The organism is Streptomyces sp. NPDC048211, from assembly GCF_043202315.1.
GTDB lineage: Bacteria > Actinomycetota > Actinomycetes > Streptomycetales > Streptomycetaceae > Streptomyces.
In genome coordinates this window covers 587,265-609,160 of sequence record NZ_JBIDAD010000005.1, presented here as the reverse complement: position 1 = coordinate 609,160, position 21,896 = coordinate 587,265, and the positions used below count along the sequence as shown (strand labels likewise).

Annotated in this window: 19 protein-coding genes and 1 pseudogene; 11 read left to right on the top strand and 9 right to left on the bottom strand. The window is 70.1% G+C overall.

Annotated features, from left to right (window positions below):
- Positions 1-245: 245 nt before the first annotated feature.
- The gene (locus tag ACGFZA_RS22280) at positions 246-551 is read right to left on the bottom strand and encodes an orotidine 5'-phosphate decarboxylase / HUMPS family protein (protein ID WP_393681330.1); all 306 of its coding nucleotides are present in this window, start codon (positions 549-551) and stop codon (positions 246-248) included.
- On the bottom strand, positions 545-988 hold the full coding sequence (locus tag ACGFZA_RS22275) for an orotidine 5'-phosphate decarboxylase / HUMPS family protein (RefSeq protein WP_393681328.1): 444 nt from the start codon (positions 986-988) through the stop codon (positions 545-547). The genes ACGFZA_RS22280 and ACGFZA_RS22275 overlap by 7 nt, the downstream gene beginning before the upstream one ends.
- Before the next feature lie 998 nt (positions 989-1,986).
- Here ACGFZA_RS22275 and ACGFZA_RS22270 point away from each other — a divergent pair.
- The 4 genes from ACGFZA_RS22270 to ACGFZA_RS22255 all read left to right on the top strand — a co-directional run bounded on the left by ACGFZA_RS22270 (position 1,987) and on the right by ACGFZA_RS22255 (position 7,193).
- A complete protein-coding gene (locus ACGFZA_RS22270) occupies positions 1,987-2,592 on the top strand; it encodes a hypothetical protein (RefSeq protein WP_393681326.1) in 606 nt (201 codons plus the stop codon).
- A 517-nt stretch (positions 2,593-3,109) separates the two neighbouring features.
- On the top strand, positions 3,110-4,726 hold the full coding sequence (locus ACGFZA_RS22265; RefSeq protein ID WP_393681324.1) for a phosphodiester glycosidase family protein: 1,617 nt from the start codon (positions 3,110-3,112) through the stop codon (positions 4,724-4,726).
- Positions 4,727-4,780: 54 nt separating this feature from the next.
- Entirely contained in the window at positions 4,781-5,806 is a 1,026-nt protein-coding gene (locus tag ACGFZA_RS22260; RefSeq protein WP_393681322.1) for an alpha/beta hydrolase, read from the top strand.
- A 181-nt stretch (positions 5,807-5,987) separates the two neighbouring features.
- Positions 5,988-7,193: an MFS transporter gene (locus ACGFZA_RS22255; RefSeq protein WP_393681367.1), complete on the top strand. Its 1,206-nt coding sequence runs from the start codon at positions 5,988-5,990 to the stop codon at positions 7,191-7,193.
- 83 nt (positions 7,194-7,276) lie between these two features.
- On the opposite strand, the gene ACGFZA_RS22250 is transcribed toward ACGFZA_RS22255, so the two are convergent.
- A complete protein-coding gene (locus ACGFZA_RS22250; protein ID WP_393681320.1) occupies positions 7,277-8,824 on the bottom strand; it encodes an MFS transporter in 1,548 nt (515 codons plus the stop codon).
- A 392-nt stretch (positions 8,825-9,216) separates the two neighbouring features.
- On the opposite strand from ACGFZA_RS22250, the gene ACGFZA_RS22245 reads away from it, so the two are divergent.
- The 4 genes and pseudogenes from ACGFZA_RS22245 to ACGFZA_RS22230 all read left to right on the top strand — a co-directional run bounded on the left by ACGFZA_RS22245 (position 9,217) and on the right by ACGFZA_RS22230 (position 13,805).
- Complete coding sequence (locus ACGFZA_RS22245; RefSeq protein ID WP_393681318.1) at positions 9,217-9,807, top strand: TetR/AcrR family transcriptional regulator; 591 nt, start codon at positions 9,217-9,219, stop codon at positions 9,805-9,807.
- 149 nt (positions 9,808-9,956) lie between these two features.
- Positions 9,957-10,550: pseudogene (thpR, locus tag ACGFZA_RS22240) on the top strand (RNA 2',3'-cyclic phosphodiesterase); the annotation flags it as partial.
- A 488-nt stretch (positions 10,551-11,038) separates the two neighbouring features.
- A complete protein-coding gene (locus tag ACGFZA_RS22235) occupies positions 11,039-12,205 on the top strand; it encodes an alanine--tRNA ligase-related protein (protein ID WP_393681316.1) in 1,167 nt (388 codons plus the stop codon).
- Between the two features lie 232 nt (positions 12,206-12,437).
- A complete protein-coding gene (locus tag ACGFZA_RS22230) occupies positions 12,438-13,805 on the top strand; it encodes a VWA domain-containing protein (protein WP_393681365.1) in 1,368 nt (455 codons plus the stop codon).
- 103 nt (positions 13,806-13,908) lie between these two features.
- Here the strand turns inward: ACGFZA_RS22230 and ACGFZA_RS22225 are convergent, their stop codons facing one another.
- The 3 genes from ACGFZA_RS22225 to ACGFZA_RS22215 all read right to left on the bottom strand — a co-directional run bounded on the left by ACGFZA_RS22225 (position 13,909) and on the right by ACGFZA_RS22215 (position 16,873).
- Positions 13,909-15,123: a right-handed parallel beta-helix repeat-containing protein gene (locus ACGFZA_RS22225; RefSeq protein ID WP_393681314.1), complete on the bottom strand. Its 1,215-nt coding sequence runs from the start codon at positions 15,121-15,123 to the stop codon at positions 13,909-13,911.
- 938 nt (positions 15,124-16,061) lie between these two features.
- Positions 16,062-16,430 (bottom strand): ArsR/SmtB family transcription factor, encoded by a 369-nt coding sequence (locus ACGFZA_RS22220; protein ID WP_393681312.1) that lies wholly within the window; start codon positions 16,428-16,430, stop codon positions 16,062-16,064.
- Positions 16,427-16,873 (bottom strand): SRPBCC domain-containing protein, encoded by a 447-nt coding sequence (locus ACGFZA_RS22215; protein ID WP_385273533.1) that lies wholly within the window; start codon positions 16,871-16,873, stop codon positions 16,427-16,429. Before ACGFZA_RS22215 ends, ACGFZA_RS22220 begins: the two co-directional genes overlap by 4 nt.
- A 153-nt stretch (positions 16,874-17,026) precedes the next feature.
- Here ACGFZA_RS22215 and ACGFZA_RS22210 point away from each other — a divergent pair, with 153 nt between their 5' ends.
- From ACGFZA_RS22210 to ACGFZA_RS22200, 3 genes are read left to right on the top strand one after another with little or no spacing between them, the layout of a single operon-like run.
- Positions 17,027-17,812, top strand: a complete 786-nt coding sequence (locus ACGFZA_RS22210) for a DeoR/GlpR family DNA-binding transcription regulator (protein WP_393681309.1) — start codon at positions 17,027-17,029, stop codon at positions 17,810-17,812.
- A gap of 33 nt (positions 17,813-17,845) precedes the next feature.
- The gene (locus ACGFZA_RS22205; protein ID WP_393681307.1) at positions 17,846-18,223 is read left to right on the top strand and encodes a DUF4406 domain-containing protein; all 378 of its coding nucleotides are present in this window, start codon (positions 17,846-17,848) and stop codon (positions 18,221-18,223) included.
- On the top strand, positions 18,220-18,900 hold the full coding sequence (locus ACGFZA_RS22200; protein ID WP_393681305.1) for an NUDIX domain-containing protein: 681 nt from the start codon (positions 18,220-18,222) through the stop codon (positions 18,898-18,900). The genes ACGFZA_RS22205 and ACGFZA_RS22200 overlap by 4 nt, the downstream gene beginning before the upstream one ends.
- 48 nt (positions 18,901-18,948) lie before the next feature.
- On the opposite strand, the gene ACGFZA_RS22195 is transcribed toward ACGFZA_RS22200, so the two are convergent.
- From ACGFZA_RS22195 to aroQ, 3 genes are all read right to left on the bottom strand, one after another.
- Positions 18,949-19,566 carry a TOPRIM nucleotidyl transferase/hydrolase domain-containing protein gene (locus ACGFZA_RS22195; RefSeq protein ID WP_393681303.1) on the bottom strand — a complete coding sequence of 206 codons (618 nt, stop codon included), beginning with the start codon at positions 19,564-19,566 and terminating at the stop codon, positions 18,949-18,951.
- A gap of 219 nt (positions 19,567-19,785) precedes the next feature.
- Positions 19,786-20,805, bottom strand: a complete 1,020-nt coding sequence (locus ACGFZA_RS22190) for a zinc-binding dehydrogenase (protein WP_393681301.1) — start codon at positions 20,803-20,805, stop codon at positions 19,786-19,788.
- A gap of 421 nt (positions 20,806-21,226) precedes the next feature.
- A complete protein-coding gene (gene aroQ, locus ACGFZA_RS22185) occupies positions 21,227-21,862 on the bottom strand; it encodes a gamma subclass chorismate mutase AroQ (protein WP_393681299.1) in 636 nt (211 codons plus the stop codon).
- Positions 21,863-21,896: the final 34 nt, after the last annotated feature.

Here is a 21,896-nt window from a genome sequence, read left to right as displayed (position 1 = left end):
GAGTGCAATGTCGTTGACGCGCTGAACCTCTGGGTCTGCCATGCAGATGGATCCTGCCCGGTCACCACACGTCCGCACCAACTGAGACATCGTCTTAGATTGGAAGAACCCGCCCAAGTGGTACACGGAGAGGCACAACGCCAGCGCAAGGCCCACTCCTCACTCCGTATTCGCGTCGAGCACGGCATCGGGCACCTCAAGAACTGGCGGTCCCTCGCAGGTTCGCCGGCGAAGTCACAGCCAACTCACCCCGAAGCGTCACTCCCGGCGTGACCGATCAGGGTGCTCGCTCCCAGCACTCCACGGAGCGCCCCGGCTTCCTGCGGTGATGCGATCACGCCATGGCAACCGGCGCCCTCCGCCAGCCGGGCCAGCCGCAGCACCTGCTCCTCCGTCGAGGCCGGGCCGGTGATGCCGATGTCCGCGAGATCGGCGTTCGTCATGCTGGTGACGACGGTCAGCGCCAGCACACGGAGGCGTGGAAAGTCCCTGGCGGCTGCCACGGCCGCGGACATGATGCCGGTGCCGCCCATGCTGTGGACGGTCACCATGGAAGCACCCAAGGCACCAGCCGCGCGGACCGCTCCGGCCGCGGAGTTCGGGATCTCGAAAGCTTGAGGTCCAGGAAGACCTCCTTGCCCTTGGGTACAAGGTGCTCGATGAGGTCCGGGTCGGCCGCAGTGAGCAACTCCATCCCGACCTTGTAAAAGCGGCACTCCTCACCGAGCCGGTCGACGACTTCTTCCGCCGCTCGACGGTTGTCGAAATCCAGAGCCACGATGATCCGACTGTTTGGTTCCACAGCGGCATTATCGGCCAGGCGGCAGAGCCGTCGTCGGCTTGCATCGGGCCGATCAGCATGCCAACGGGGTGACACCCGACTGGACGACAACCGGACCGCACCCATCAGTGAACTCTTCAGAGTGAAGAAGCCGATGAGGATCGAGGCGCAGACCCAGCGGCCCGACGCCATCGGAGCGGCAACCATCGGGTGGGATTTACCCAGGTGTCTACGGCTACGCCTCTCCGCCATGAGCAGGCGGCGTTCTGGCACACCCGTGCCTGCCGGCGAGAGCGTGCGTTCCCCGCTCCCTCGCCGATGGTCCAGCAGTTCCTGTCGAGCAGGGCCGACAGCAGCTCGGACGTCAACTGCATTATTCAACATCCGAGTTCGGCCCGCCCGGATCGTCCCGCGGTCCGGCCCATCATGCCTGTCCTGCCGATCAGTCCCTCGAATGCCGCCTGCCGGCGTGAAGGTTCCTGCGCCGGGCGCCTGAAGGCGCGGCATCTCTCACGGGGTCCAGGCATCAGCCTCACAGTCTTCGATACCGCAAACCCGTATCGGTACACGGCGTCCGCGGCACCGCCGAACTGATCGACGAGTCGGAGACATCGCTGCCCGTGAACTCTCCCAGAATCACCTGGGCGAGGAACCGCCGGCGGAGGCGGAGGAGGTGCTCCGGCTGATTGTCCGGGTGGCCCCGCAAAGTTCCGGGTGATCCGCAAAGGGTGACAGGCTTCCCCGTTCGAGGCCCGTGGATGTTTGGTTACCCACCATGTCGAGCACTGCGGGCAACCGCGCACACCTGGTGCAACCTTGGCGCAGCAGCACCAGCGGCTGCCTGCGGGCCACCGTCCGTCGAGGCTCCCCACCCCCACCGGCTCCTCGACCTCACCAGTGCGTGCGAGGTGACTGTCCGGCTTCATTTCGACGGACGCACCCTCCTCGGCCCGGAGGTCCAGATACCGTTGCAGACCGAACCACCCCGATGGTTCGGCATCTCTTCGGTTCCAACCAGTGCCCGTGGGAGCACCCCGAATCCGCTCGGGTCACGCCGCACTCCCGCACCCGCATTGCTCGCCAGGAGGAGCCTTCGTGCAGGGCGGCATCCCCTCGTACCGGAATTCGCCGGGGGTTTCCCACCGGTGTATGTGAGTAGCATCGGGGACTCACCCTCCATTCGCACAACGAAAGATGAGGACCTCATGTCCGAGATCGGTTCAGCAGTCGGAGTGACCGCGGGTTACGCGCAGAAGGTCACTGAGGACCTCGCGGCCAACACGAACGAGCAGGAACGAGTGCGTACCGAACTGGCCCGACTGCAGGGCGAGCTCCTCCAACTGGAGGAGAGCCAGCAGGTCTTGGTGAAGATGCAGGATGTACTCGCCGGGGTCGGACAGCCCGAACCGGGACGCGGCAAGAACAAGAAGAAGGCCGCCGTTCCGGCAGCGCGCCGCGGGACGAGCGCGACGGGACAGGGGAAGACGACCCGCAGGAACAACGCGTCAAAGGCGCGTGCGGAGAAGTCCGCGGGGAAGGCCGCCCCGGCCAAGGGGGCAGTCGAAGAGACCTGGGTCGCACTGATCGAGGGCTACCTGGCCGAACACAGCGGTCCGAAGTCGGCAGCGGAGGTTTCCACCGCTCTGACGGAGGCCCACCCGCAGCGCAAGGTGCAGCAGACGGTTGTGCGTAACAGCCTGGAACAGGGCGTTGCCCGTGGTCTGCTGACACGCTCCAAGCAGGGCCGGTCGGTCTACTACACCACCGCCGACGCTTCCTCCCCCACCGCGCCTGCGACGTCCGCTCAGTAACGCCGGGCGACGGCTCATGCAGGCCGTGCTTGTCGGCGCAATCGTCATGAGCCGTCACCCGCGGGGCACAGAACTCCGGTTGGAGGCTGCCGGGCGGGCTCGATGCCGTGCCGCTGGCGGATGAGCGTCGCCATAGCGACTATCGACACCCGGCACCCCTCACCCTCACCCTCACCCTCACCCTCACCCTCACCGAAACGGTCCTCTCGGCACTGTTCTCGGCAACCGTGCCCGGTATCCCGATAACCGGGTACCTGATGAACTCGGCGCGCTCGACCACACCCCGCTCGACTCCGCCGCGCAGTTGTTCCGGCCCTCCCTGTCGCGCGCCCGTTGATGCCGACGTCCCTCCAGGAGCGCAGCGGACGACACCTCTCGGCTCCGTCGCGCCGGGCCCTCGGCCGCCGCCCCCACGGCACCCGTTCCCTCCGCAATGATCGTCATTGACGTGCACACGTCTTGACTGACGGCGTCGGAACACGCACCTTTGCTGGGCGGATCACTCCCAGGGGGATACATGAACAGCAAGGTCCTCGGCGCTTCCACCGTCCTGGCCCTGTTGGCCGTGGTGGGTGGCGTACCGGCACCGGCGTCGTCCGAACCGCGTCCGGGGCCGACGCGAGCTCTGCCGCTGGGTGCCGTCGGTCTCACCGAGACCCGCAGTACGCGGACGCTGCAGCCCGGTGTCACGCTCACGCGGATCGTGCGCGGCGCCGACGCCCCGGCACTTGCGTGGACGGTCGAGGTCGCCATACCCGGCGGAGCCACCTCTCCGGACCCCGACGCGCCACCGACCGCGCTGAAGGACCGGGCGAGCGCCGACGAGCTCACTGTCGAGACGCAGGGGGCCGGCTTCGATGCCCGGGCGGAGCAGGTCATGACTCCGGCCGTCGCCGACTACGCCGGCGGCTCGCTCGGCTGGCGGGTCCGGATCGGACGGTTCGGCTCGCAGTCGGCCGCGTCGGCCGAGCTCACTCGGCTGAAGAAGGCCGGGTACGCCGGATCCGCCGTGTACACCGGCTGGGACGGCGACCCCGCAGACCGTGGCCCGTGGCGGATCGACGTGCTCACCATCGACCCGGACCGGTTCCACGGCGCTCTCAAGGCCTCGTACGGTCCTGATCTGGAGAACCGCGAGACGACCAGCGAACTCGTGGCCGCGGCAGGCGCGACCGCGGGGGTCAACGCCGGGTTCTTCGTCCTTGACCCGAAAGCCGGAGCACCGGGCGATCCGGCCGGCGTCGGCGTCTACGACGGCCGGCTGCTGAGCGAACCGGTGAACGGTCGCCCCGGCCTGGTGATCCGCGACGACGGCCGGCACAGCCGGGTCGACCGGCTCACCTGGACGGCGCGCGTCGTCGGCCGTCACGCGTCGCAACCCCTGGACGGCATCGACCGGGTTCCGGGCCTGATCAGGAACTGCGGAGGCACCGACGACGACACTCCGACCTCGCTCCCCCTGCACGACACGACCTGCACCGACGAGGACGAGCTTGTCGCCTTCACGCCTGAGTACGGCCGTCGGACGCCGGACGGCGGGGGTCTCGAAGCCGTACTGGACAGTCGCGGCCGGGTGGTGGAGCTGCGCTCGCCGCGCGGCGGAACGCTGCCGGCCGGCGGCAGTTCCGTACAGGCCACCGGCAGCCGTGTCGCCGAGCTGACCGCCCTTGCACAGGTCGGCCGGCCCCTGCGTGTCGAGCGGACGTTGCGGGACGGCAGCGGCCGCAAGGTCTCCACATCACCGGCGACCAGCATCCTCAATGGAGGCCCCGAGCTGGTCCGTGACGGAAAGCTGCACGTCACGCCTGCGACCGACGGAATGGTGCAGCCCGGCAACGCCAGTTTCTACTACGGCTGGGTGCACAAACGTAACCCCCGCACGCTGGCCGGGGTGGACGCCGCCGGCAGAACCGTACTGGTGACGGCCGACGGCCGCAGTACAGCCGCGCTCGGGCTGAGCATTCCCGAGAGCGCCGCCGTCGCCCGGGCACTCGGCCTGAGGGAGGCGGTCAACCTCGACGGCGGCGGGTCCACCACCATGGCGGTCGACGGAGAAGTGATCAACGCACCGTCGGACGCGGCCGGTGAACGCCCCGTCGGGGACGCACTGCTGATACTGCCCGGCCGGAACTGACCGTCCCGGCGCGAGAACGCCCCAGCCCGCGACCACTCACTGCCAGGAGTCGCCATGACCGCCATCACCGTCCGACGAAACCGCCTCCTGTTCGTCGTTGCCGCGCTGCTGTTCACCTTGGTGTCGATCCCGGCGGCTCCGGCCGCCGCCTCGGCAGCGTCGCCGCCCGTGGCCACGGGTGGGCTCGCGTCGTCCCGGGGTGCCGAGGTCGTCGCGGTCACCCAGGTCGCCGAGCGGCAGGTCGACCTGTCCGTCCGTTCACCGGCCCTCGGCGGCCGGACGGTGAACGTGCGTCTCCTCACGCCCGATGGCTGGGACCCGGACGACCGGAGCCGGCGCTGGCCCACCCTGTGGCTGCTGCACGGCTGCTGCGGGGACTACACGTCGTGGACCGCTCAGACCGACGTCGCGCGGACCGAGAGCCTGCGCAACGTCCTCGTGGTCATGCCCGAGGCCGGCTGGAACGGCTGGTACAGCGACTGGTGGAACTACGGGCGGGGCGATGACCCGGCCTGGGAGACCTTCCACACCAAGGAGTTGCGTCTCCTCCTCGAACGCGGCTGGGGAGCGAGCAGCAATCGTGTCGTGGCGGGTCTCTCGATGGGCGGACAGGGCGCCCTGCTGTACGCCGCCCGGCACCCCGGGATGTTCAAGGCAGCCGCGGCGTACTCCGGCTCCGTACACCCCCTGCTCAACGACGAGTCGGTGAACCGCATCATGGGGTTCTTCGCAGGTCAGGGCAACGACCCGCTGAGGGTCTGGGGCGACCCCGTGACGCAACGCGATGTCTGGGCGGCCCACGACCCGTTCCACCTGGCCAAGCGTCTCAAGTCGATCCCCGTCTATCTGTCCTGCGGTGACGGCACCACCGGCCCCCTGGACCCGCCCGGTGGCACGAGCACACTCGAAGCCGACTTCAACAGGCAGAACCAGGCCCTTGCCGACGAACTCGAACGGCAGGGCGCACGGCACGTGACCACTCACTTCTACGGACCCGGAACCCACAGCTGGGCCTACTGGCAGCGTGAGTTGCACTCCTCACTGCCGATGCTGCTCCGCGCCCTGGGGAGCGGTCGCTGAATGTTCTGCCGGAATCGTCCGCCGCGCCGTGCCCGCTCGGGCGGGTGCGGACACGCGCAGCGGCGCCTGCAGGGGCACCCGGTGTCCGCACCCTCTCCTCCCGGCCGGCCACGACTCGCCCCACGTCGTCCCGCGCCGAGCACCTTGGACGAGGGTGGCCGATCGTAAGGTGACGTGGGTGATCGTTGGTAAGGGCGCGGTGAAGACAGGCGGCGGACGGCGGCCCGGCTATCTGGCGGCGGCGGTGGTGTTCGCCATCGGTATGGCCGGAACCACGTTGCCCACTCCCTTGTACGGGCTCTATCAGCAACAGATCGGCTTCTCCGAGCTGATGGTGACTGTGGTGTTCGCCGCCTATGCCCTGTCGGTGATCACCGTGCTGATGCTGGTGGGCAACTACTCCGACAGGGTCGGACGCAGACCCGTGCTCCTGTGCGCCATGGCGCTGTCGGCAGCGAGCGCGGGGTGCTTCCTATTGGAGAGCGGGCTGCCGCTGCTTTTCGCCGGCCGCCTCCTGTCCGGCGGAGCGGCCGGCCTGCTGAGCGGGGCGGCGACGGCCGCGGTCCTGGAACTCGCCCGCCCCGGGCAGAAGGCGCGGGCCGGATTCGCCGCCACGGCCGCGAACATGGGAGGGCTGGGCTGCGGGCCTCTGCTCTCCGGCTTTCTGGCCGAGTACTCGCCGTGGCCGCTGATGCTGCCCTTCTGGGTTCACCTGGGTCTGGTGACCGTGGCATGCGGGATCACCTGGTGTCTGCCGGAGACTGTGCCCCGACCCGAGCGATGGCCGCGGCCATCGCCTCAGGGCATCGCCGTGCCGGCCGAGGTGAAGGGTGTGTTCGCACGCGCCTCTCTGGCCGCCTTCGCCGGCTTCGCCCTGCTCGGGCTGTTCACAGCGGTCGCGCCGAGCTTCGCGACGCAGACGCTGGGCGTGGACAACCTGGCCGTGACCGGAGCCGTCGTGTTCTCCGTCTTTCTGGCCTCGACCGCCGGGCAGTCGCTGACCCGCCGGATCGGCTCGCGCCCGGCGCTCCCCCTCGGATGCGGCGCGCTCGTCGTCGGCCTGCTGCTGGTGGCGTCGTCACTGATCGCGGAGTCCCTGCCGCTGCTCGTCCTCGGTGCGCTGTTCGGCGGCATGGGCCAGGGTCTGTCCTTTCGAGCCGCACTCACGCTGGTCAGTGACGCCGCACCTGCCATACACCGGGGCGGCACCATTTCGGCCTTCTTCGTCGTCGCGTACACCGGGATCTCGGTTCCGGTGGTCGGGGTCGGCGCCTTGGCCACGTGGCTCGGCCTGCGCGATGCCGGGCTGGTCTTTGCCGGCTGCGTCATGCTGCTGGCGGGCGCCGCGGGCACGTACGCCGCTCTCAGGCCGCCGCCGCAGACGTAGCCGCAGACGTAGCCGGAAGGCCGCGGTCAGCAAGCTGACCGCGGCCTTCCGGCAAGGTGAATCCCGAGGAGCCGTCAGCTGGTTCAGTGTGCGGCGACCGGGAGCCGCACCTCGTCCTCGATGCCGTCGCCGTCCGAAGCGTGTGAGGCAGCCGTGGGGCCACCCTGGTGACCGGCAGTGATCATGGTCAGCGCGATCCCCGCGGCGAGCACCAGGATGCCGACCGCCCACCAGGTGGCGCTGGAGTAGCCGTCGACCATGGCACGTGCCTGGACCAGTTGCCGTGCGGCCGGAGTGGTCGCATCCGCGGCGTGCGCGGCCAGGTAGGCGGTCGTGGCAGAGGCGGCGATGGTGTTCAGGAGCGCGGTGCCGATGGCGCCGCCCACCTGCTGCGAGGTGTTGACCATCGCGGAGGCGACGCCGGCGTCGCGCGGCTCCACGCCGTGGGTGGCGAGCGACATCGCGGGCATGAACGCCGTACCCATCCCGAGGCCGAGCAGCAGCAGTCCCGGCAGCACCAGACCGGCGTACGAGCTGCCGATGTCCATCTGGGTCAGGAAGAGCATTCCGGCCGCGGCGGTCAGGAAGCCCGGGCCCATGAGCAGTCGCGGGGGAACCCTCGTCATCAGCCGGGCGCCGATCTGGGTGGAGCCCGTGATCATGCCGGCGACCATCGGCAGGAAGGCCAGGCCGGTCCTGATCGGCGAGTAGCCCTGCACGATCTGCAGGTAGTAGGTGAGGAACAGGAAGGTGCCGAACATCGCGATGACCGCGAGGCCGAGCGAGAGGTAGACACCGCCGCGGTTGCGGTTGGCCGGCACGCGCAGCGGCAGCAGCGGCGCCTTGACCTTGGTCTCGGTGACGAGGAACGCGGCGAGCAGCACCGCGGAGGCGACGAACGTGCCGATCGTCAGCGAGTCGGACCAGCCGGCCGACTCGGCGCGGGTGAAGCCGTACACCAGGGCGACCAGACCGAGGCTGGAGAGCAGGACGCCGGGGATGTCGAGCGGCGAGCGGTTACGGCCGCCGGCCGGCTCACGGATCACGAAGTACGCACCCAGAGCCGCGACGATCGCGAAGGGGACGTTGACGAAGAAGGTCCAGCGCCAGTTCAGGTACTCGGTCAGGGTGCCGCCGAGAATGAAGCCAACGGCACCGCCGCCACCTGCGATCGCACCGTAGATACCGAACGCCTTGGCGCGCTCCCTGGCCTCGGTGAATGTCACCGCGAGCAGCGAGAGCGCGGCAGGTGCGAGCAGCGCGCCGAAGACGCCCTGCAGCGCACGGGCGCCGAGCATCATGGCCTCGCCCTGGGCGGCACCGCCGATGACGGAGGCGGTGGCGAAGCCGGTCAGGCCGACGAGGAAGGTCCGCTTCCGGCCCCAGAGGTCGGCGATCCGGCCGCCGAAGAGCAGGAGACCGCCGAAGGCCAGGGCGTACGCGGTGATGACCCACTGCCGGTTGCCGTCGGAGATCCCGAGGTCCTGCTGGGCGGAGGGCAGCGCGATGTTCACGATGGTCGCGTCGAGTACGACCATCAACTGCGCCAGGGCTATGAAGATCAGCGCTCTCCAGCGCTTCGGGTCGGGGCCGGTGTCGACTTTCCCGGCGGACAGGACTGTATCGGACATGGGGGTACCCACTTCGGGACTCAGTTCGGAACTCAAGAAGGGTGAACGGAGCCGCGCTGCGTCGTTCCCGCAGCACGGATCCGCGTCCGGAGGCCGCGTCCGCAGGCTCCGGGTGGTGCGGGGTCAGGTGGCGTTGCGGCCGGTGGTGGGGCGTCGACGTCAGCCGGTCACCGTGCGGACGAGAGGCAGGTCGCGGCCAGGTTGTCGAAGCCGGTCCCCGGGTCGGCGGTGACGCCGGGGACGTACGGGCCGGCCGGGCCGGCCGTGCGGTTGTGCATGGCTCTCCTCCTCCGTGGGCTGCCGGTCACGGGTCCGGCTAGAATGAAAGCGGAACACCGTTCAGCAATCACAATACGGAACATCGTTCCGGAGTGCAAAAGGGAAGACATTCCATGCCTGATCGTGCCGTCGAGGAGCCGGTCGCCCGTCGCGTGCGGCCCGACGTCCAACGCAATCTGGACGCCCTGCTGACCGCGGCCGCCGAGGTCTTCGCTTCGGACGGCGTGGACGCCCCCGTGCGGAGGATCACCGCGCGGGCGGGCGTGGGGGCCGGCACCCTCTACCGCCACTTCCCGCAGCGTTCCGACCTCATCACCGCCGTCTTCCGCCACGAGGTCGACGCCTGCACCGAGGCCGCCCCTGCCCTCGCGGAGCAGTACGAGCCGATCGAGGCCCTCACCCGATGGCTGCAGCGCTTCGCGCAGTTCGTCGCGGCCAAGCGCGGCCTCAAGGCCGCCCTGCACTCCGGCGACCCCGCCTACGAAAGCCTGCCCGCCTACTTCCAGCAGCGATTCCTTCCCGCCGTGACGGAGCTGCTGGACAGTGCGGCCGCGTCCGGCGGGATCCGGGCCGACATCCCCCCGTACGATCTGCTGCGTGCCGTGAGCGACCTCGTCTCACCCGACGACCAGGGCTACACACAGCGCATGATCATGCTGGTCGTCAACGGCCTCCGGTACGGCACGGATTCCCCCTCCCCCTGACCGCGGGCGGCAGGTACGGCACCCCGGGCCCGCCGGATGACCGGTAGCCGTCCGGCAGTCCGTGCGACCACGCCCCTGGGCGAGCCTCCTTCCGCCCCCCATTTCCCTTTCCTCACCCCAAGCGGCCTGGATCCGGTACGGAGCCCGATGTGAACGAACCGGTACCACCCGCGACCATTCGCGTGTTCATCGCCCTCGCCCCACCCGACCCCGCCAAGGAGGAACTGGCCCGGCAACTCCGGCCCGCCTACGGCACACACCCGGGCATGCGGTGGAACCGGATCGAGGACTGGCACATCACCCTCGCGTTCCTCGGCGAGCTGCCGGCCGCAGCGGTTCCCCTCCTGCACGCGCCCCTCGCCGGCGTCGCGGCGGCACAGCAGCCGCCTCGCCTGGCGCTGCGGGGCGGCGGGACCTTCGACGACCGGGTGCTGTGGACCGGGATCGACGGAGACATGGAGGCGCTGCACCGGCTCGCGGCAGACGTGCGTACCGCGGTGAGGGACTCCGGGGTCACGTTCACCGAACGTCCCCTGCGACCGCACCTGACGTTGGCCCGTGCCCGCCGCGGAGACCGGTCCTCCGCGGCGGAGATCGCGGAGGGGATCGCAGGGTTCACCGGCCACCGATGGGCCGCCCAGCGCCTGCACCTCGTCGGCAGCAACGCCGGCCGGAGCAGCGAGCCGATCTTCTATCGCGACATCACGGCGTGGCCTCTCGGCTCCCGGTTCTCCGGGTCCTCCAGCATCCCAGGTGCCTCCGGTGACGCCGGTGACGCCGGTGACGGACCTTCGACACCTCGGTCGTCCGCGGGCGGGCGCTGCCCGGCCGACCCGCCCGCCGGCACCGCTCACGACGGTTGATCGCCGATCCGCTCCGGGCGGCGGACCCGCATGCCGGGCGGAGGCGTACCCGCATCCGACGCCTTCCCGCCGGCCACCGGCCGGGGTCCCACCCCCGACCGGCGCCGGGCGGCGGGGCAGGGCATCGGCGAAAACTCATGTGCTCCGGCGCACGGGCCACGCTAGAGTCGGTCACATGAACGTCACCGGCTCACACACCACCGCGACCGCGCGAGCGACCAGCTCGCCGGTTGCCGCCGTCTGACCTTCCCTCCCCGGCGACCGGAAACGGTCCGCCGGTAGTGCCGTGGAGCCTCTTGCCCCGGCCGCACGACTGAACGGTTCCGTTCTCCGATGCCTCCCCCGCTGCATCGCGAAGGAGCCCTCCCATGCGTACGGAACAACTGGTCAGCACATTCGTCGAGTACTTCGAAGAGCTCGGCCATCGCCTGATCACCGGCTCGACTCTGCTGCCACCGCCGGGCGATCCCGTCCTGTTCACCACCTCCGGCATGCACCCGCTCACGCCGTACCTGGAGGGCAGCCCCCACCCCCTGGGCAAGCGGCTGGTCAACGTTCAGCGCTGCCTGCGCACCACGGATCTGGAGGAGGTCGGCGACGCCACCCATCTGACGGTCTTCGAGATGCTCGGCACGTGGTCTCTGGGCGACTACGGAGGACCGCTCAGCCTCGGTTGGGGATTCGGCCTGCTGACCGAGGGGCTGGGGATCGATCCCGGCAGGCTGCACGCCACCGTCTTCGCCGGTGACGCCCACTGCGAGGCCGACCAAGCTTCCCTCGACCTGTGGCAGGACCGCGGCGTCCCCGTCGAGCTCACCGTGGAGGACAACTGGTGGTCCAACGGGCCTGTCGGACCGTGCGGTCCCGACTCGGAGATCTTCCTGTGGAGCGGTGACGGACCGCCCGAGTCGACCCCCACGCGGGACGACCGCTGGGTGGAGGTGTGGAACCACGTCATGATGAGGCATCGCCGGCTCGATGACGGTTCCCTCGTGCCCCTTCCTCAGCGCAACATTGACACCGGACTCGGTTTGGAGCGGCTCGCCTCCCTGCTCCAGGGCAAGTCGTCCGTGTTCGAGTGCGACCTCTTCGATCCCTGGCGCCGGCTCGTTCCGCCCCTGTGGCGTCTGGACGAACCGTCACTGCGTCTGGTCTGCGACCATCTGCGCTCAGCCGTCGTGATCCTGGGCGACGGCGTGCGCCCTGCCAGCACCGGACGGGGCTACGTACTGCGCCGCCTGGTACGAAGGGTGCTCACCGTGCTGTGGCGGGAAGACCCCTCGTACAGCCTCGGCGACCTGCCGGACGACCTGGTCCGCGACACCCTCGACCACTTCCGGCAGGACAGGTCACCGGGCGACGTACGCCATGTGCTGCGGGACGAGGAGCAACGGTTCCGGCGCCTCATGGAACGCGGCAGGCAGGTGCTCGCCCGGCCCCGGTTCCGCGGCCGGCTGAGCGAGGAGGACCTGCACTACCTTCACGACACCCATGGACTGCCACGCGACCTGGTCACGAGCCTGCGACGCGGATGAGCAGCGGGGCCAGGGCGCCGCGTGCGAGGCAGCTGCTCCAAGCGGGGTGATGACCGGGACGCGCGGCGCTGCTGGCGCCTTCGGCCGGCCCGCCGGTAGGCCCGCCCGGCACAGGAGCCCGCGATCCGGCGGTGCCGAGAACCGTCGGTCCGTCAGATCCCGGGCTCCAGGCGCCATACGTGGCGTCGGCAGGCAGACTGTCCGTGTGACGACACTGAGCAAGGGCGCCAACATGGCGGTGACGGCATCCACCATCAGAGCTGTGCTGGGCTGGTCGCCCGGGTCCGGCGTGCCGGATGTGGATGCTTCCGCACTGCTGCTGACCAGCAGCGGACGGGTCCGCTCCGACGGCGATTTCGTCTTCTACAACCAGCCGCAGCACGCTTCCGGTGCCGTACGTCACCTCGGTAAGCAGGCCGGAGCCGACACGCTGGACGTCGGTCTCACCGCGTTGGGACGGGACATCGAACGGGTCGCCCTGTGCGCTTCGGTGGACGGGGGGACCTTCGGGCAGGTGCCCGGACTTCATCTGCGGCTGTTCGATGCCTCGTCCGGCGCCGAGCTGGCCCGCTTCGACATGGCCGCAGGCTCGGAGACCGCTTACGTGAGCGGTGAGCTCTACCGGCGCGACGGCGGATGGAAGTTCCGGGCGGTCGGCCAGGGCTACGCGGACGGGCTGGCCGGTCTGGCAACGGACTTCGGGATCAGCGTCGACGCGGAGGAACCTGCGACCGCCCCTCCGACCGCCCCCGCCCGGGTGCCGCAGCATTCCACGCCCACGCCGTCCGCTGTCCGGCCCACCGCTGCCGCCGGCCGGGACGAGCCTTCGATCCGGCTCACCAAGGGCGAGGAGAACCTGCCGGTCGACATGCGCAAGCGCCTGTCGCTCCGCAAACAGCAGATCGCGGTCAGTCTGACCAAGCACGGTCTGACGAAGCTGACGGCACGCGTCATCCTCGTCCTCGACGCGTCCGGATCGATGAGCGGCCTCTACACCCGCGGCACCGTCGCGGGCGTCACGGAGCGCATGGCGGCCGTCGCGGCACAGCTCGACGACGACGGGGAGATGCAGGCCTGGACATTCGCCAGCAACCCCGCCCGGCTGCCCGACCTCGTGGTCGGTGAACTGCCCGAATGGCTGGCCCTGCACGTACGCGTGGGGCAGGTCAGCCTCTTCGGCCGCAAGAAGCCAACGAAGGGGCTCCGCCCCGGTCAGGTCGACATGCGCGCGGTCGGCATCCAGAACGAGGAGCAGAAGGTCATCGCCGAGGTGCGCGCGTACGTCCGAGACAATCCGGTGCCCGACCCGACCCTGGTCCTGTTCTTCTCGGACGGAGGTGTCTACCGCAACGCCGAGATCGAGCAGGAGCTGCGTGCGGCGGTTGAGGAGCCGGTGTTCTGGCAGTTCATCGGGCTCGGCCGGTCGCAGTACGGCGTGCTGGAACGCTTCGACACCCTGCCCGGCCGCCGGGTCGACAACGTCGGCTTCTTCGCCGCGGACGACATCGAGAAGGTCCCTGACGCGGAGCTGTACGACCGGCTCCTGTCGGAGTTCCCGTCCTGGCTGGCGGCTGCCCGGCAGCTCGGCATCCTGCGCTGAACGTCCGGCGCACCCGCCCGGGCGGGTGCGCCACCGGTGGCCGGCGCCCGGCGGGTTGTCTCCCGCACGTGCGGTATCCGGCCCCGGGGCGCCCTGCCCTCGTCTACGGCGTCACGACCGTGCCGCCGAACGTCACGACGAGGCGGCCGTCCGCGGCGAACGACCAGTGGAGGGCTCCGTCGTACGAGGCGCACCGGGAGCCGTTCGAGCCGGTCCAGAACTGGTTGGAACCGTCGGCGTCACCGACCGTCTTGTCGTTCGACCCACTGCCGCTGCGGCAGGAGGTGTTGTTGCGGTACACGGAAGTGCCCTTGTCGAAGGAGAAGTTGCGCTCCTCGTTGTCGATCGCGACGTTGTCCGACACCGTCATCGAACCGGGGTTGCTGTTGTACGTGAATCCGTGGTGGCCGTTGTCGTAGGCGATGTTGCGGCGCACGATGTGGTCGACCTCGATGTCGTCCCCGCCGAGCTTGAAGCCGTTGCGGTCGCCGTCGGCGTTCACGGTCCCGTCCGAGAGTGTGCCGTTGCTGTAGGAGAGGGAGTCCTCGATGGTCACCGGGCCGATGGGGCCTGTCTCGTTCTTGGTGTAGAGGTCCCAGCCGTCATCGATGTTGTTGTGGGACACCGTGTACCGGAAGACGTTTCCGGGGCCCGATGTGAGCTTGGAGGCGAACCCGTCGGCGTCCTCGCCGTCGGAATCGGCGTTGTCGTGCGACTCCGAACTCAGGATGAGGTTGTTCGCGGGCCACTCGTCGTCCGGGGTGGTCGAGGCGATCCGGGAGATCTGCAGCCCCGAGTCGTGGTTGAAGCGCGTCACGACGCGTTCGATGACGTTGTTGCTGCCCCCGACGAAGATGCCGTTGTCGCCCGCGTGCTCGACGGTGATCCCGTCGATGTGCCAGAAGGCCCCGTTCACGGCCAGTCCGCGGTTGGCCGGGTCCTCGCTCATCTCCGAGAAGTTGAGGACCGGGGCCTCGCCCGGGTAGGCGGCCAAGGTCGTACGGGCACTCGACGTGCCGTCGTTGCCCGGCGGGATGGTGACGGTCTGCGCGTAGTGGTACGTCCCGCCGCGCAGGTAGACCGTCCCCCCGGAGTCGACGCGGCTGATCGCCGAGGCCAGCGTCGTCGGGTCCGCCTCCGTTCCCGCGGCGTCGTCGGTGCCGTCGGGCGCCACGTAGAGAGCAGCGGCTGCCAGCGGCGCGGAGGCGGCCGAGGCGGCTCGGTGCAGCGTGGGCGCGGCCTGAGCGGTAGCGCCCGATACGGCGGCAAGCGAGCCGGCCAGCAGGCTGACACATGCGATGACGGGTTTGATCTGCATCGTTCGACTCCAGGTGGGGTTGGTTCGTTCGACGATTTCGTGCGGCACGTGGCCCCTCAGCCCGGTCCGCCTCTGGGTGGGGCGGCGAATCGGGCAACTGAACCGCGCGGATGACGATTTCACTGTCGGCGCCGACGCCGCAGCGTCAGGGAAACGCGGACGCCCCCTTCTGCCGAGGCTTCAGTCGTGACAACGTGTCCGTTCGAATCCATGAACAGGTCAGACGGAGAAGATCTCCAGATGACCCGCACAAGCGCTTTCTACGGACCATAGACTTACAGCATGTTCACGTCAACGGTCATGTATCTGAAACATAGTCATGACTATGAACAAAGACTGGACCGGTTCAGCTGAGGGCCGGGGCCGCGACGGCGCCCCGGGAGCGCCGGGGCCCGCACCGCATCGCCTTGGAAACGGCAGCCGCCTCCCGTTCCATCTGTCCCGTCCAGCAGGACGGTCAGGGAGCCTCCGCGGCCCGCACCCGGTGACGTGACGATCCGGGTGCGACCGACGCCCGCGCATCGTCACCGACAGGCCACCGGCACCGAGGGACCATGTGCCGCCTGCGGGCCTTTCGTCATCAGCCACACCCCTCGCGCGGCACCGCGACGCGGGCGCCGCACTCCGCTACCCGCTTCGAACTCCCGGCCGTCCCGGGGGAATGCCCTCAGCGTGCGCGACCCGACATCAGTGAAGCCACCGTCACGCGCGCAGGCGAAAACCGCGACGGCGGCGAATCCCGCCCTCGCATACAGCAGCGACGCCCGGCGTCCCGCCGGGCACATGATGCCCTGGTCTCCGCCGACCTCCCCGGCCTCACCGTCGCGGAACGAGCACGACATGCAGGAGTGCCGGGGAGGAGGCCGCATCGGACAAGGTGCCGCGGAATGCCGCCGCGAGCTGCTCGCTGTCCGGCCGGACCGGTCGCGCGGCGTCCTTCAGTCGGGACGGGTCGTCCGCGACTCCCGCTCCGCCGTCTCGGCGACGCGTTTGATGTGCGCCAGTCGCCGGTCCCAGTCGGCCGCGAGGGAGGTCATCCATCGCGCCGTCGCGTCGAGCGCCGCGGGCCGTACCGCGTACCGCACCTCGCGTCCGACCCGGGTTCCGGACACCAGCTCGGCGGCATCCAGAACGGCAAGGTGTTTGACCACCGCCTGCCGCGAGACGGGAAGGCCCTCGGCGAGCGTGGTGGCGGTGGCCTCGCCCCGCGCGGCGAGCAGATCGAGCAACTGACGCCGCGTCGGGTCGGCGAGTGCGCCGAAGACGCTCCCGACGGCCCCGGTGGCGCCGGGCTGTTCCTCCGTCACGTGGAGGGCTTTTCGGCGCGCTCCTTGAGCGCGTCGAGCTCCATGGGCCAGCCTCCGCTGTGGTCCTTGTGGTTCTGAGTGCGCAGCTCCTCGGACCCGGCCAGCGCCGCGAAGCCGGTCTCGACGACACGCAGCCGCGTCCGGTCGCCTTCCTCGGTCAGCGTGAACTCCACGAGGGTGCTGTTGTTCTCGCGCAGCTCCTCTCCCGGGAACGCGCTGGTCCAGCGGTACGCCAGGTACGTCGGCGGCCGGACCTTCTCCACCCGCACCGGAAAGTCTCCGTGCTCGGCGTTCTTCGCCACCATGGATTCGCCTTCCCTCGCCACGGTGCCCGGCAGGCTCGCCTTGTCGGCCACCCAGAAGCCGGGCTGGGCCACCAGCGACCAGACTCGTTCCAGGGATGCCTCGATCAGGGTTTCGCTTTCAATCCGGTCCTCACTCATGACCGACTCCGTTTCATCGCTGCCATTGACTTGCAACCCAAGAGTTGCACGATGAGCCCTGTAGTGCAACCCAGGAGTTGCGTCAGCGTGAGGGGTGCCTCGAATTCACTCATCGACTTGTTCATTTGAACGGATGAGTGGTAGAAAACTGCCATGAGTGTCGCCACCCGTTTGGACCTGACCTTGCGACTGGTGCAGGGCTCCGCCCGGGTCTCCGTGTCGGAACTCTCCCAGCGCCTGGGCGTGTCGGAGATGACCGTGCGCAGAGACCTGGACACCCTGGAGGGCCAGGGTCTGGTGCGGCGCGTGCACGGCGGAGCCGTGGCCACGCGGTCCCGGGCCGAGGACGCCGGCTTTTCGGCGCGGGAGCAGTGGCAGGCCGCCACCAAGGATCGTCTGGGTGGTGCTGTGGCGGCGTTGGTCGAGCCCGGGTCACGCGTGCTGCTGGATGCGGGGACCACGACGGTCCACGTGGCCGAGCACCTGGCCGCGCGGGCCCCGCTGACGGTGGCCGTGCTGAGCCTTCAGGCCGCCGTGTGCCTGGCCGACCGGCCGGGGATCGAGCTACTGGTGGTGGGCGGCCGCTCACGTCCCGGCGAGCGTTCCTTCGTCGGCCCGTTGGCGCTGCGCACGCTGGAGTCCCTGGCCTTCGACTGCTTCGTCATGTCCATCGGCGGTGTGCACGCCGAGCACGGCTGGTCGGAGTTCTCCCTGGACGACGCCGCCGTCAAACAGGCCGGACTCGCGCGGGCGGACCGCACCATCGCGGTGGCGGACGCCACCAAGCTCGGCGTGCGCGCCTTCAGCCGCGTCGCCCCCCTCGACGCGGCCCACGACTTCGTCACCGACAGCGCCGCCGACAACGCCGGCACCCACCCCCACGGCCCTCAGACCCTGGACGCGATGCGTGAGGCGGGCGTCCGGACCGTCCTCGCCTGAGTCCCCTGCCCCCGAATCGAGGAGTGTGCCGTCGTGGCCACCGAACCCCGCTCGCTGATGATCCTCGTCGCCGGTCCCTACAGATCGGGCACGGGCGACGCCCCGGCCGCGCTCGAAGCCAACGTCCGCGCGATGAACCGGACCGCCCTCGCTCTCTTCCGCGCCGGGCATCTGCCGGTCACCGGCGAAGCCCTCGCCCTGCCGCTCCTCGAAACGGCGGGGGGCACCGGCCCCGGCGACCCCTTGTTCGATGAGATCTTCCACCCCGTCGCCGAGCAACTGCTCGCCCGCTGCGACGCCGTGCTGCGGATCGGCGGCCCCTCGCAGGGAGCGGACCGCATGGTCGCCGTGGCCCGCGCCCTGGGCAAGGATGTGTACACCGACACCGCCGACGTACCGGACGCCCGATGACCGCGGGCCTCGACACCCCCGACCGCCGCGGGCGCACCGGCCTGCACCGGCACGGCCTCGATCTGACCGGAAACCCGCGTGTACGGATCCGCGACGTGGAGGTGCTCTCCTGCGACTGGTACGTCCTGCGCAGGACCACCTTCGATTACGAGCACACCGACGGCCACATCAGCATCGAGCGGCGCGAGACGTACGACCGCGGCGACGGGGCGACGATCCTGCTGCACAACACCCACCACGGCACGGTGCTGCTCACCCGTCAGTTCCGCCTCCCGGCATACGTCAACGGGCACCCCGACGGGATGCTCCTGGAGACGGCCGCCGGACTCCTCGACGGCGACAGCCCCGACGAAGCGATCCGCCGCGAGGCCGCCGAGGAGACGGGTCACGTCATCGGTACGCCAGAGCACGTCTTCGACGTCTACATGAGTCCCGGCTCCGTGACCGAGCGCCTGCACTTCTACGCCGCTCCGTACGACCCGGCCGACAACCCCACCGGTGCGACCGGAGTCGAGGCCGAGGGCGAGGACATCACCACCGTCGAACTCCCGTTCACCGACGCACTCGCCATGGTGCGCGACGGCACGATCGCCGACGCGAAGACGATCATGCTGCTCCAATGGGCCGCCCTCGACGGCCCGTTCCGGCTGTCCCGCCCGCTCCCTGGGCAGAGCTGAGACGGATCGGGCACCCGCAAGGAAACGGCGGCCCGGCGGCGGGGCGGGTCAGAGGACGGCGAGCAGTTCGTCGAGTGGGCGGGGTACGCGGTCGGGTTCCAGTGCCTCGGTGAGGACGCGACCATAGTGGATCTTGCGCCCCTTCTTCGTACCGAGGAAACGTCGCATCTGCCGCTCCGCGGTGCGGCCCTGCTGGGCCGGCTGACGCAGGAATGTCTGCAGGGGGCGCAGATCGCCCTGCACCCGAATGAGGTCCTCCACCTGCTGAACGCCCAGTGCACGGATGAGTTCGTCCTCCAGGTCTGCCGCGCAGACGAAGAAGCCCTGCTCTCCCGCACCACATCGTTCCAAGGCGCGGGCGTAGTAGGGCCGCTCCGCCTCGTCGCACAGTCCCGTCAGGCGGAGGCCCAGGCCGGTCGGCCCCAGGAGGTGGGCGAAGCGGCCGACGCTCATCGCGCCGCCCATGGCGAGGACGCAGACTCCCTCGGCGGCCAGGTCTCGACCGCGTCCGACGGCCAGCGCGTCGACCGCCGCGGCGTCGCTGGGCCCTTCCAGCAGGACGACGGTCCGGACCGACAGCCTCGTGGCGAGCTCGCGCGCGGGCTCGCCGGGTGCGCCCGCCGCCCAGGCCACGACCGCCTCGCGGAACAACCCCATGTCAGCCATGGGAGGAGTCTGGGCCATCGCTTGCCACAACGGTAGACATTTTCTTCCCGGTGGACGGGGCGTGGGGATGGGGCCCGGGCACCCTGTCGTCCCCCGGTGAGCCTGCGCGCGTCGGCGTCATCGGCCGCGGCGGCCGGAGGAGTTCGAGTCTCTGACCGGCGTGTCGCGAGACGCGCCGGGTCACCTCGCGTTCGCCGATCGCCATACGCGCGTGCCCGCTCACGCTGCCTTCGGGCCCTGATGGCGGACCCTGACGACGAGTTTGCCGGTGGCGCGGTTGTGCTCCATGTCGTCGTGGGCCTGCGACACCTGCTCCAGGCCGTCGTAGACACGGTCCACGGGGAAGGCCAGCCGGCCCGCCGCGACCGCGTCGAGGATCTCCTGGAAGATGTCCGGGGGCAGGTCGGCGGCATCGCCGAAATAGCCGGCCAGGCGCACACCCCTCGGCAGGTACTCGTTCGGCGAGAAGTCCCGCACCGTCCACTGGTTGGAGAGGCTGCCGCCGAAGCAGGCCGTGCCGTGCACACGCACCGCTCGCAAGGTGTCGGGCAGGGTCGGCGTGCCGACGAGATCGAGGGCCGCGTCGACGCCGTCCGGGTACCGCTCGCGTACGGCGGGCGCCACCTCCCCGGTGTCGAGCAGAGGATGGTCGACACCGTGTTCCTTCAGGGAGGCGAGGCGGCCGGTGCGCCGGGTGGTCGAGAGCACCGTGGCGCCGCGCCACGTGGCCAGAGCGGCGGCGGCCAGCCCCACCGAGGAGGTGCCGCCGCGGATGAGCAGCGACTCACCGCGCTTCAGGTCCAGGCCGATGGTGAGCGAACCGTAGGCGGTCTGCACCATCTCCGGCAGGGCGCCCAGCACCTCCCAGGGCAGGTCGGTGTCGACGGGGATGACCTGGGACAGCGGCACCGACGTGTACTCGGCATAGCCGCCGTCGTAGGTGCGCCCCATGTCCCCCATCATGGCGACGACCTTCTGCCCGGGAGCAAGACCGACGCCGGCCGGGGCCGCGTCGACGGTGCCGACTGCCTCGATGCCCGGCACCCGGGGAAAGCTGACGCCTGTGCTCACGCCCAGCCGGAGCTTCAGCTCCGAGCGGTTGAGGCCGAACGCCTCGACACGGATGCGCACCCAGCCGTCCCTCTCGGGCGGGAGCGGGAGCGTGGTCAGCCGCAGACCGTCCACGGGACCAGGAGCGGTGAGCCGGACTGCACGCATGGTGGTCGGCCTGGACGTCATGGGCCTGCCTTCTTCCCGGGGGTGAGGAGTATCGGTCAGCCGCTCAACATGCGGTCGCCCGGGCTTCATTCCCTGCTGCCCGACTGCCGCACGACCGGCGGGAGCACCCTGTTCACCGGTCATCACGCACATCGCGGCGGCCGGGGACGGACGCGGTCAGACGGTCGGGACAGCGGACCGGCCGATGCGTGACCGCCGAACGCCGACGGTCGGCTGCCCGCCGCTTGTGGTCGACACGCTCGGTCCGGCGTCGGCCCGCGCCCTCAGCGGGCAGGGCCGCCGAGCCCTGCCCGTGTCGGGCCCCTCGACCACGCGGGAACGCTTCGCCCCTCTCGCTCGGCCCTGGACGCGCTGATCGACGCCATGTGACGGGGGCCGGTTCGGACTCGGCCCGCATACGGCTGCGCGCCGGGGCGGCCGTTCATGACGAGGCAGTGAAGGAGTACGCGCAGACCGAGCGCAACGCGTGCGTCAGCGCCGTCGCGTGGAGGTGATCGAGCTGCTCATGGTGCCGTACGCGTGTCTCGGCGACCGTCAGCGCGCCACCGCAGGACGGATCCGTCCGCACGGTCGCGGAGTCGGCGATCGCGCGCACCAGACCCGCATTGAGCCGAGTGATCTCCTCGCGTACCTCGGACAGGTCCGGGCGGAGTACCGGGGCCTCGGAGGAGTTGGCGTCCCAGCGGCGGTGCAGCGCGCGCTGCACCCGCTTGTTCGCCTCGATCTGGTCCCGGAGGATGCGCGTCGTCGCCGCCGGATCGGCTCCGGCTCGACGCGCCTGCCGGGCAGCCGTGTCGAGCACCTGCTGCTCACGTACCGGATCGTCGATGGGCCCGCCGGTTCCCCATTTGGCAGCGGCGACCTGGTGCGCCGTGGCCAGCCTCCGGGCCGAGAGTTCGGCAAGCAGCCGCAGACCCTCGTACCCGCCGTGGTGCGCACCGGCGACGGGGACGGCGGGCGACGGGGCGGCTGCCGCGTCCGGGCCCATGAGGAACGCGGCCACGACAGCGCCGGACGTCAGCAGGCTCAGGGCATGCGCGGTCGGCTGCATGTGCATGGGCCGATGCTACGGTCGCGCATCTGCCGGCGCC

Coding starts and splice junctions, on each gene's coding strand:
- ACGFZA_RS22280 (WP_393681330.1), bottom strand. CDS start 551: ATGGTGACCGTCCACAGCATGGGCGGCACCGGCATCATGTCCGCGGCC.
- ACGFZA_RS22275 (WP_393681328.1), bottom strand. CDS start 988: ATGGTTGCCGCTCCGATGGCGTCGGGCCGCTGGGTCTGCGCCTCGATC.
- ACGFZA_RS22270 (WP_393681326.1), top strand. CDS start 1,987: ATGTCCGAGATCGGTTCAGCAGTCGGAGTGACCGCGGGTTACGCGCAG.
- ACGFZA_RS22265 (WP_393681324.1), top strand. CDS start 3,110: ATGAACAGCAAGGTCCTCGGCGCTTCCACCGTCCTGGCCCTGTTGGCC.
- ACGFZA_RS22260 (WP_393681322.1), top strand. CDS start 4,781: ATGACCGCCATCACCGTCCGACGAAACCGCCTCCTGTTCGTCGTTGCC.
- ACGFZA_RS22250 (WP_393681320.1), bottom strand. CDS start 8,824: ATGTCCGATACAGTCCTGTCCGCCGGGAAAGTCGACACCGGCCCCGAC.
- ACGFZA_RS22245 (WP_393681318.1), top strand. CDS start 9,217: ATGCCTGATCGTGCCGTCGAGGAGCCGGTCGCCCGTCGCGTGCGGCCC.
- ACGFZA_RS22235 (WP_393681316.1), top strand. CDS start 11,039: ATGCGTACGGAACAACTGGTCAGCACATTCGTCGAGTACTTCGAAGAG.
- ACGFZA_RS22230 (WP_393681365.1), top strand. CDS start 12,438: ATGGCGGTGACGGCATCCACCATCAGAGCTGTGCTGGGCTGGTCGCCC.
- ACGFZA_RS22225 (WP_393681314.1), bottom strand. CDS start 15,123: ATGCAGATCAAACCCGTCATCGCATGTGTCAGCCTGCTGGCCGGCTCG.
- ACGFZA_RS22215 (WP_385273533.1), bottom strand. CDS start 16,873: ATGAGTGAGGACCGGATTGAAAGCGAAACCCTGATCGAGGCATCCCTG.
- ACGFZA_RS22210 (WP_393681309.1), top strand. CDS start 17,027: ATGAGTGTCGCCACCCGTTTGGACCTGACCTTGCGACTGGTGCAGGGC.
- ACGFZA_RS22200 (WP_393681305.1), top strand. CDS start 18,220: ATGACCGCGGGCCTCGACACCCCCGACCGCCGCGGGCGCACCGGCCTG.
- ACGFZA_RS22195 (WP_393681303.1), bottom strand. CDS start 19,566: ATGGCTGACATGGGGTTGTTCCGCGAGGCGGTCGTGGCCTGGGCGGCG.
- ACGFZA_RS22190 (WP_393681301.1), bottom strand. CDS start 20,805: ATGACGTCCAGGCCGACCACCATGCGTGCAGTCCGGCTCACCGCTCCT.
- aroQ (WP_393681299.1), bottom strand. CDS start 21,862: ATGCACATGCAGCCGACCGCGCATGCCCTGAGCCTGCTGACGTCCGGC.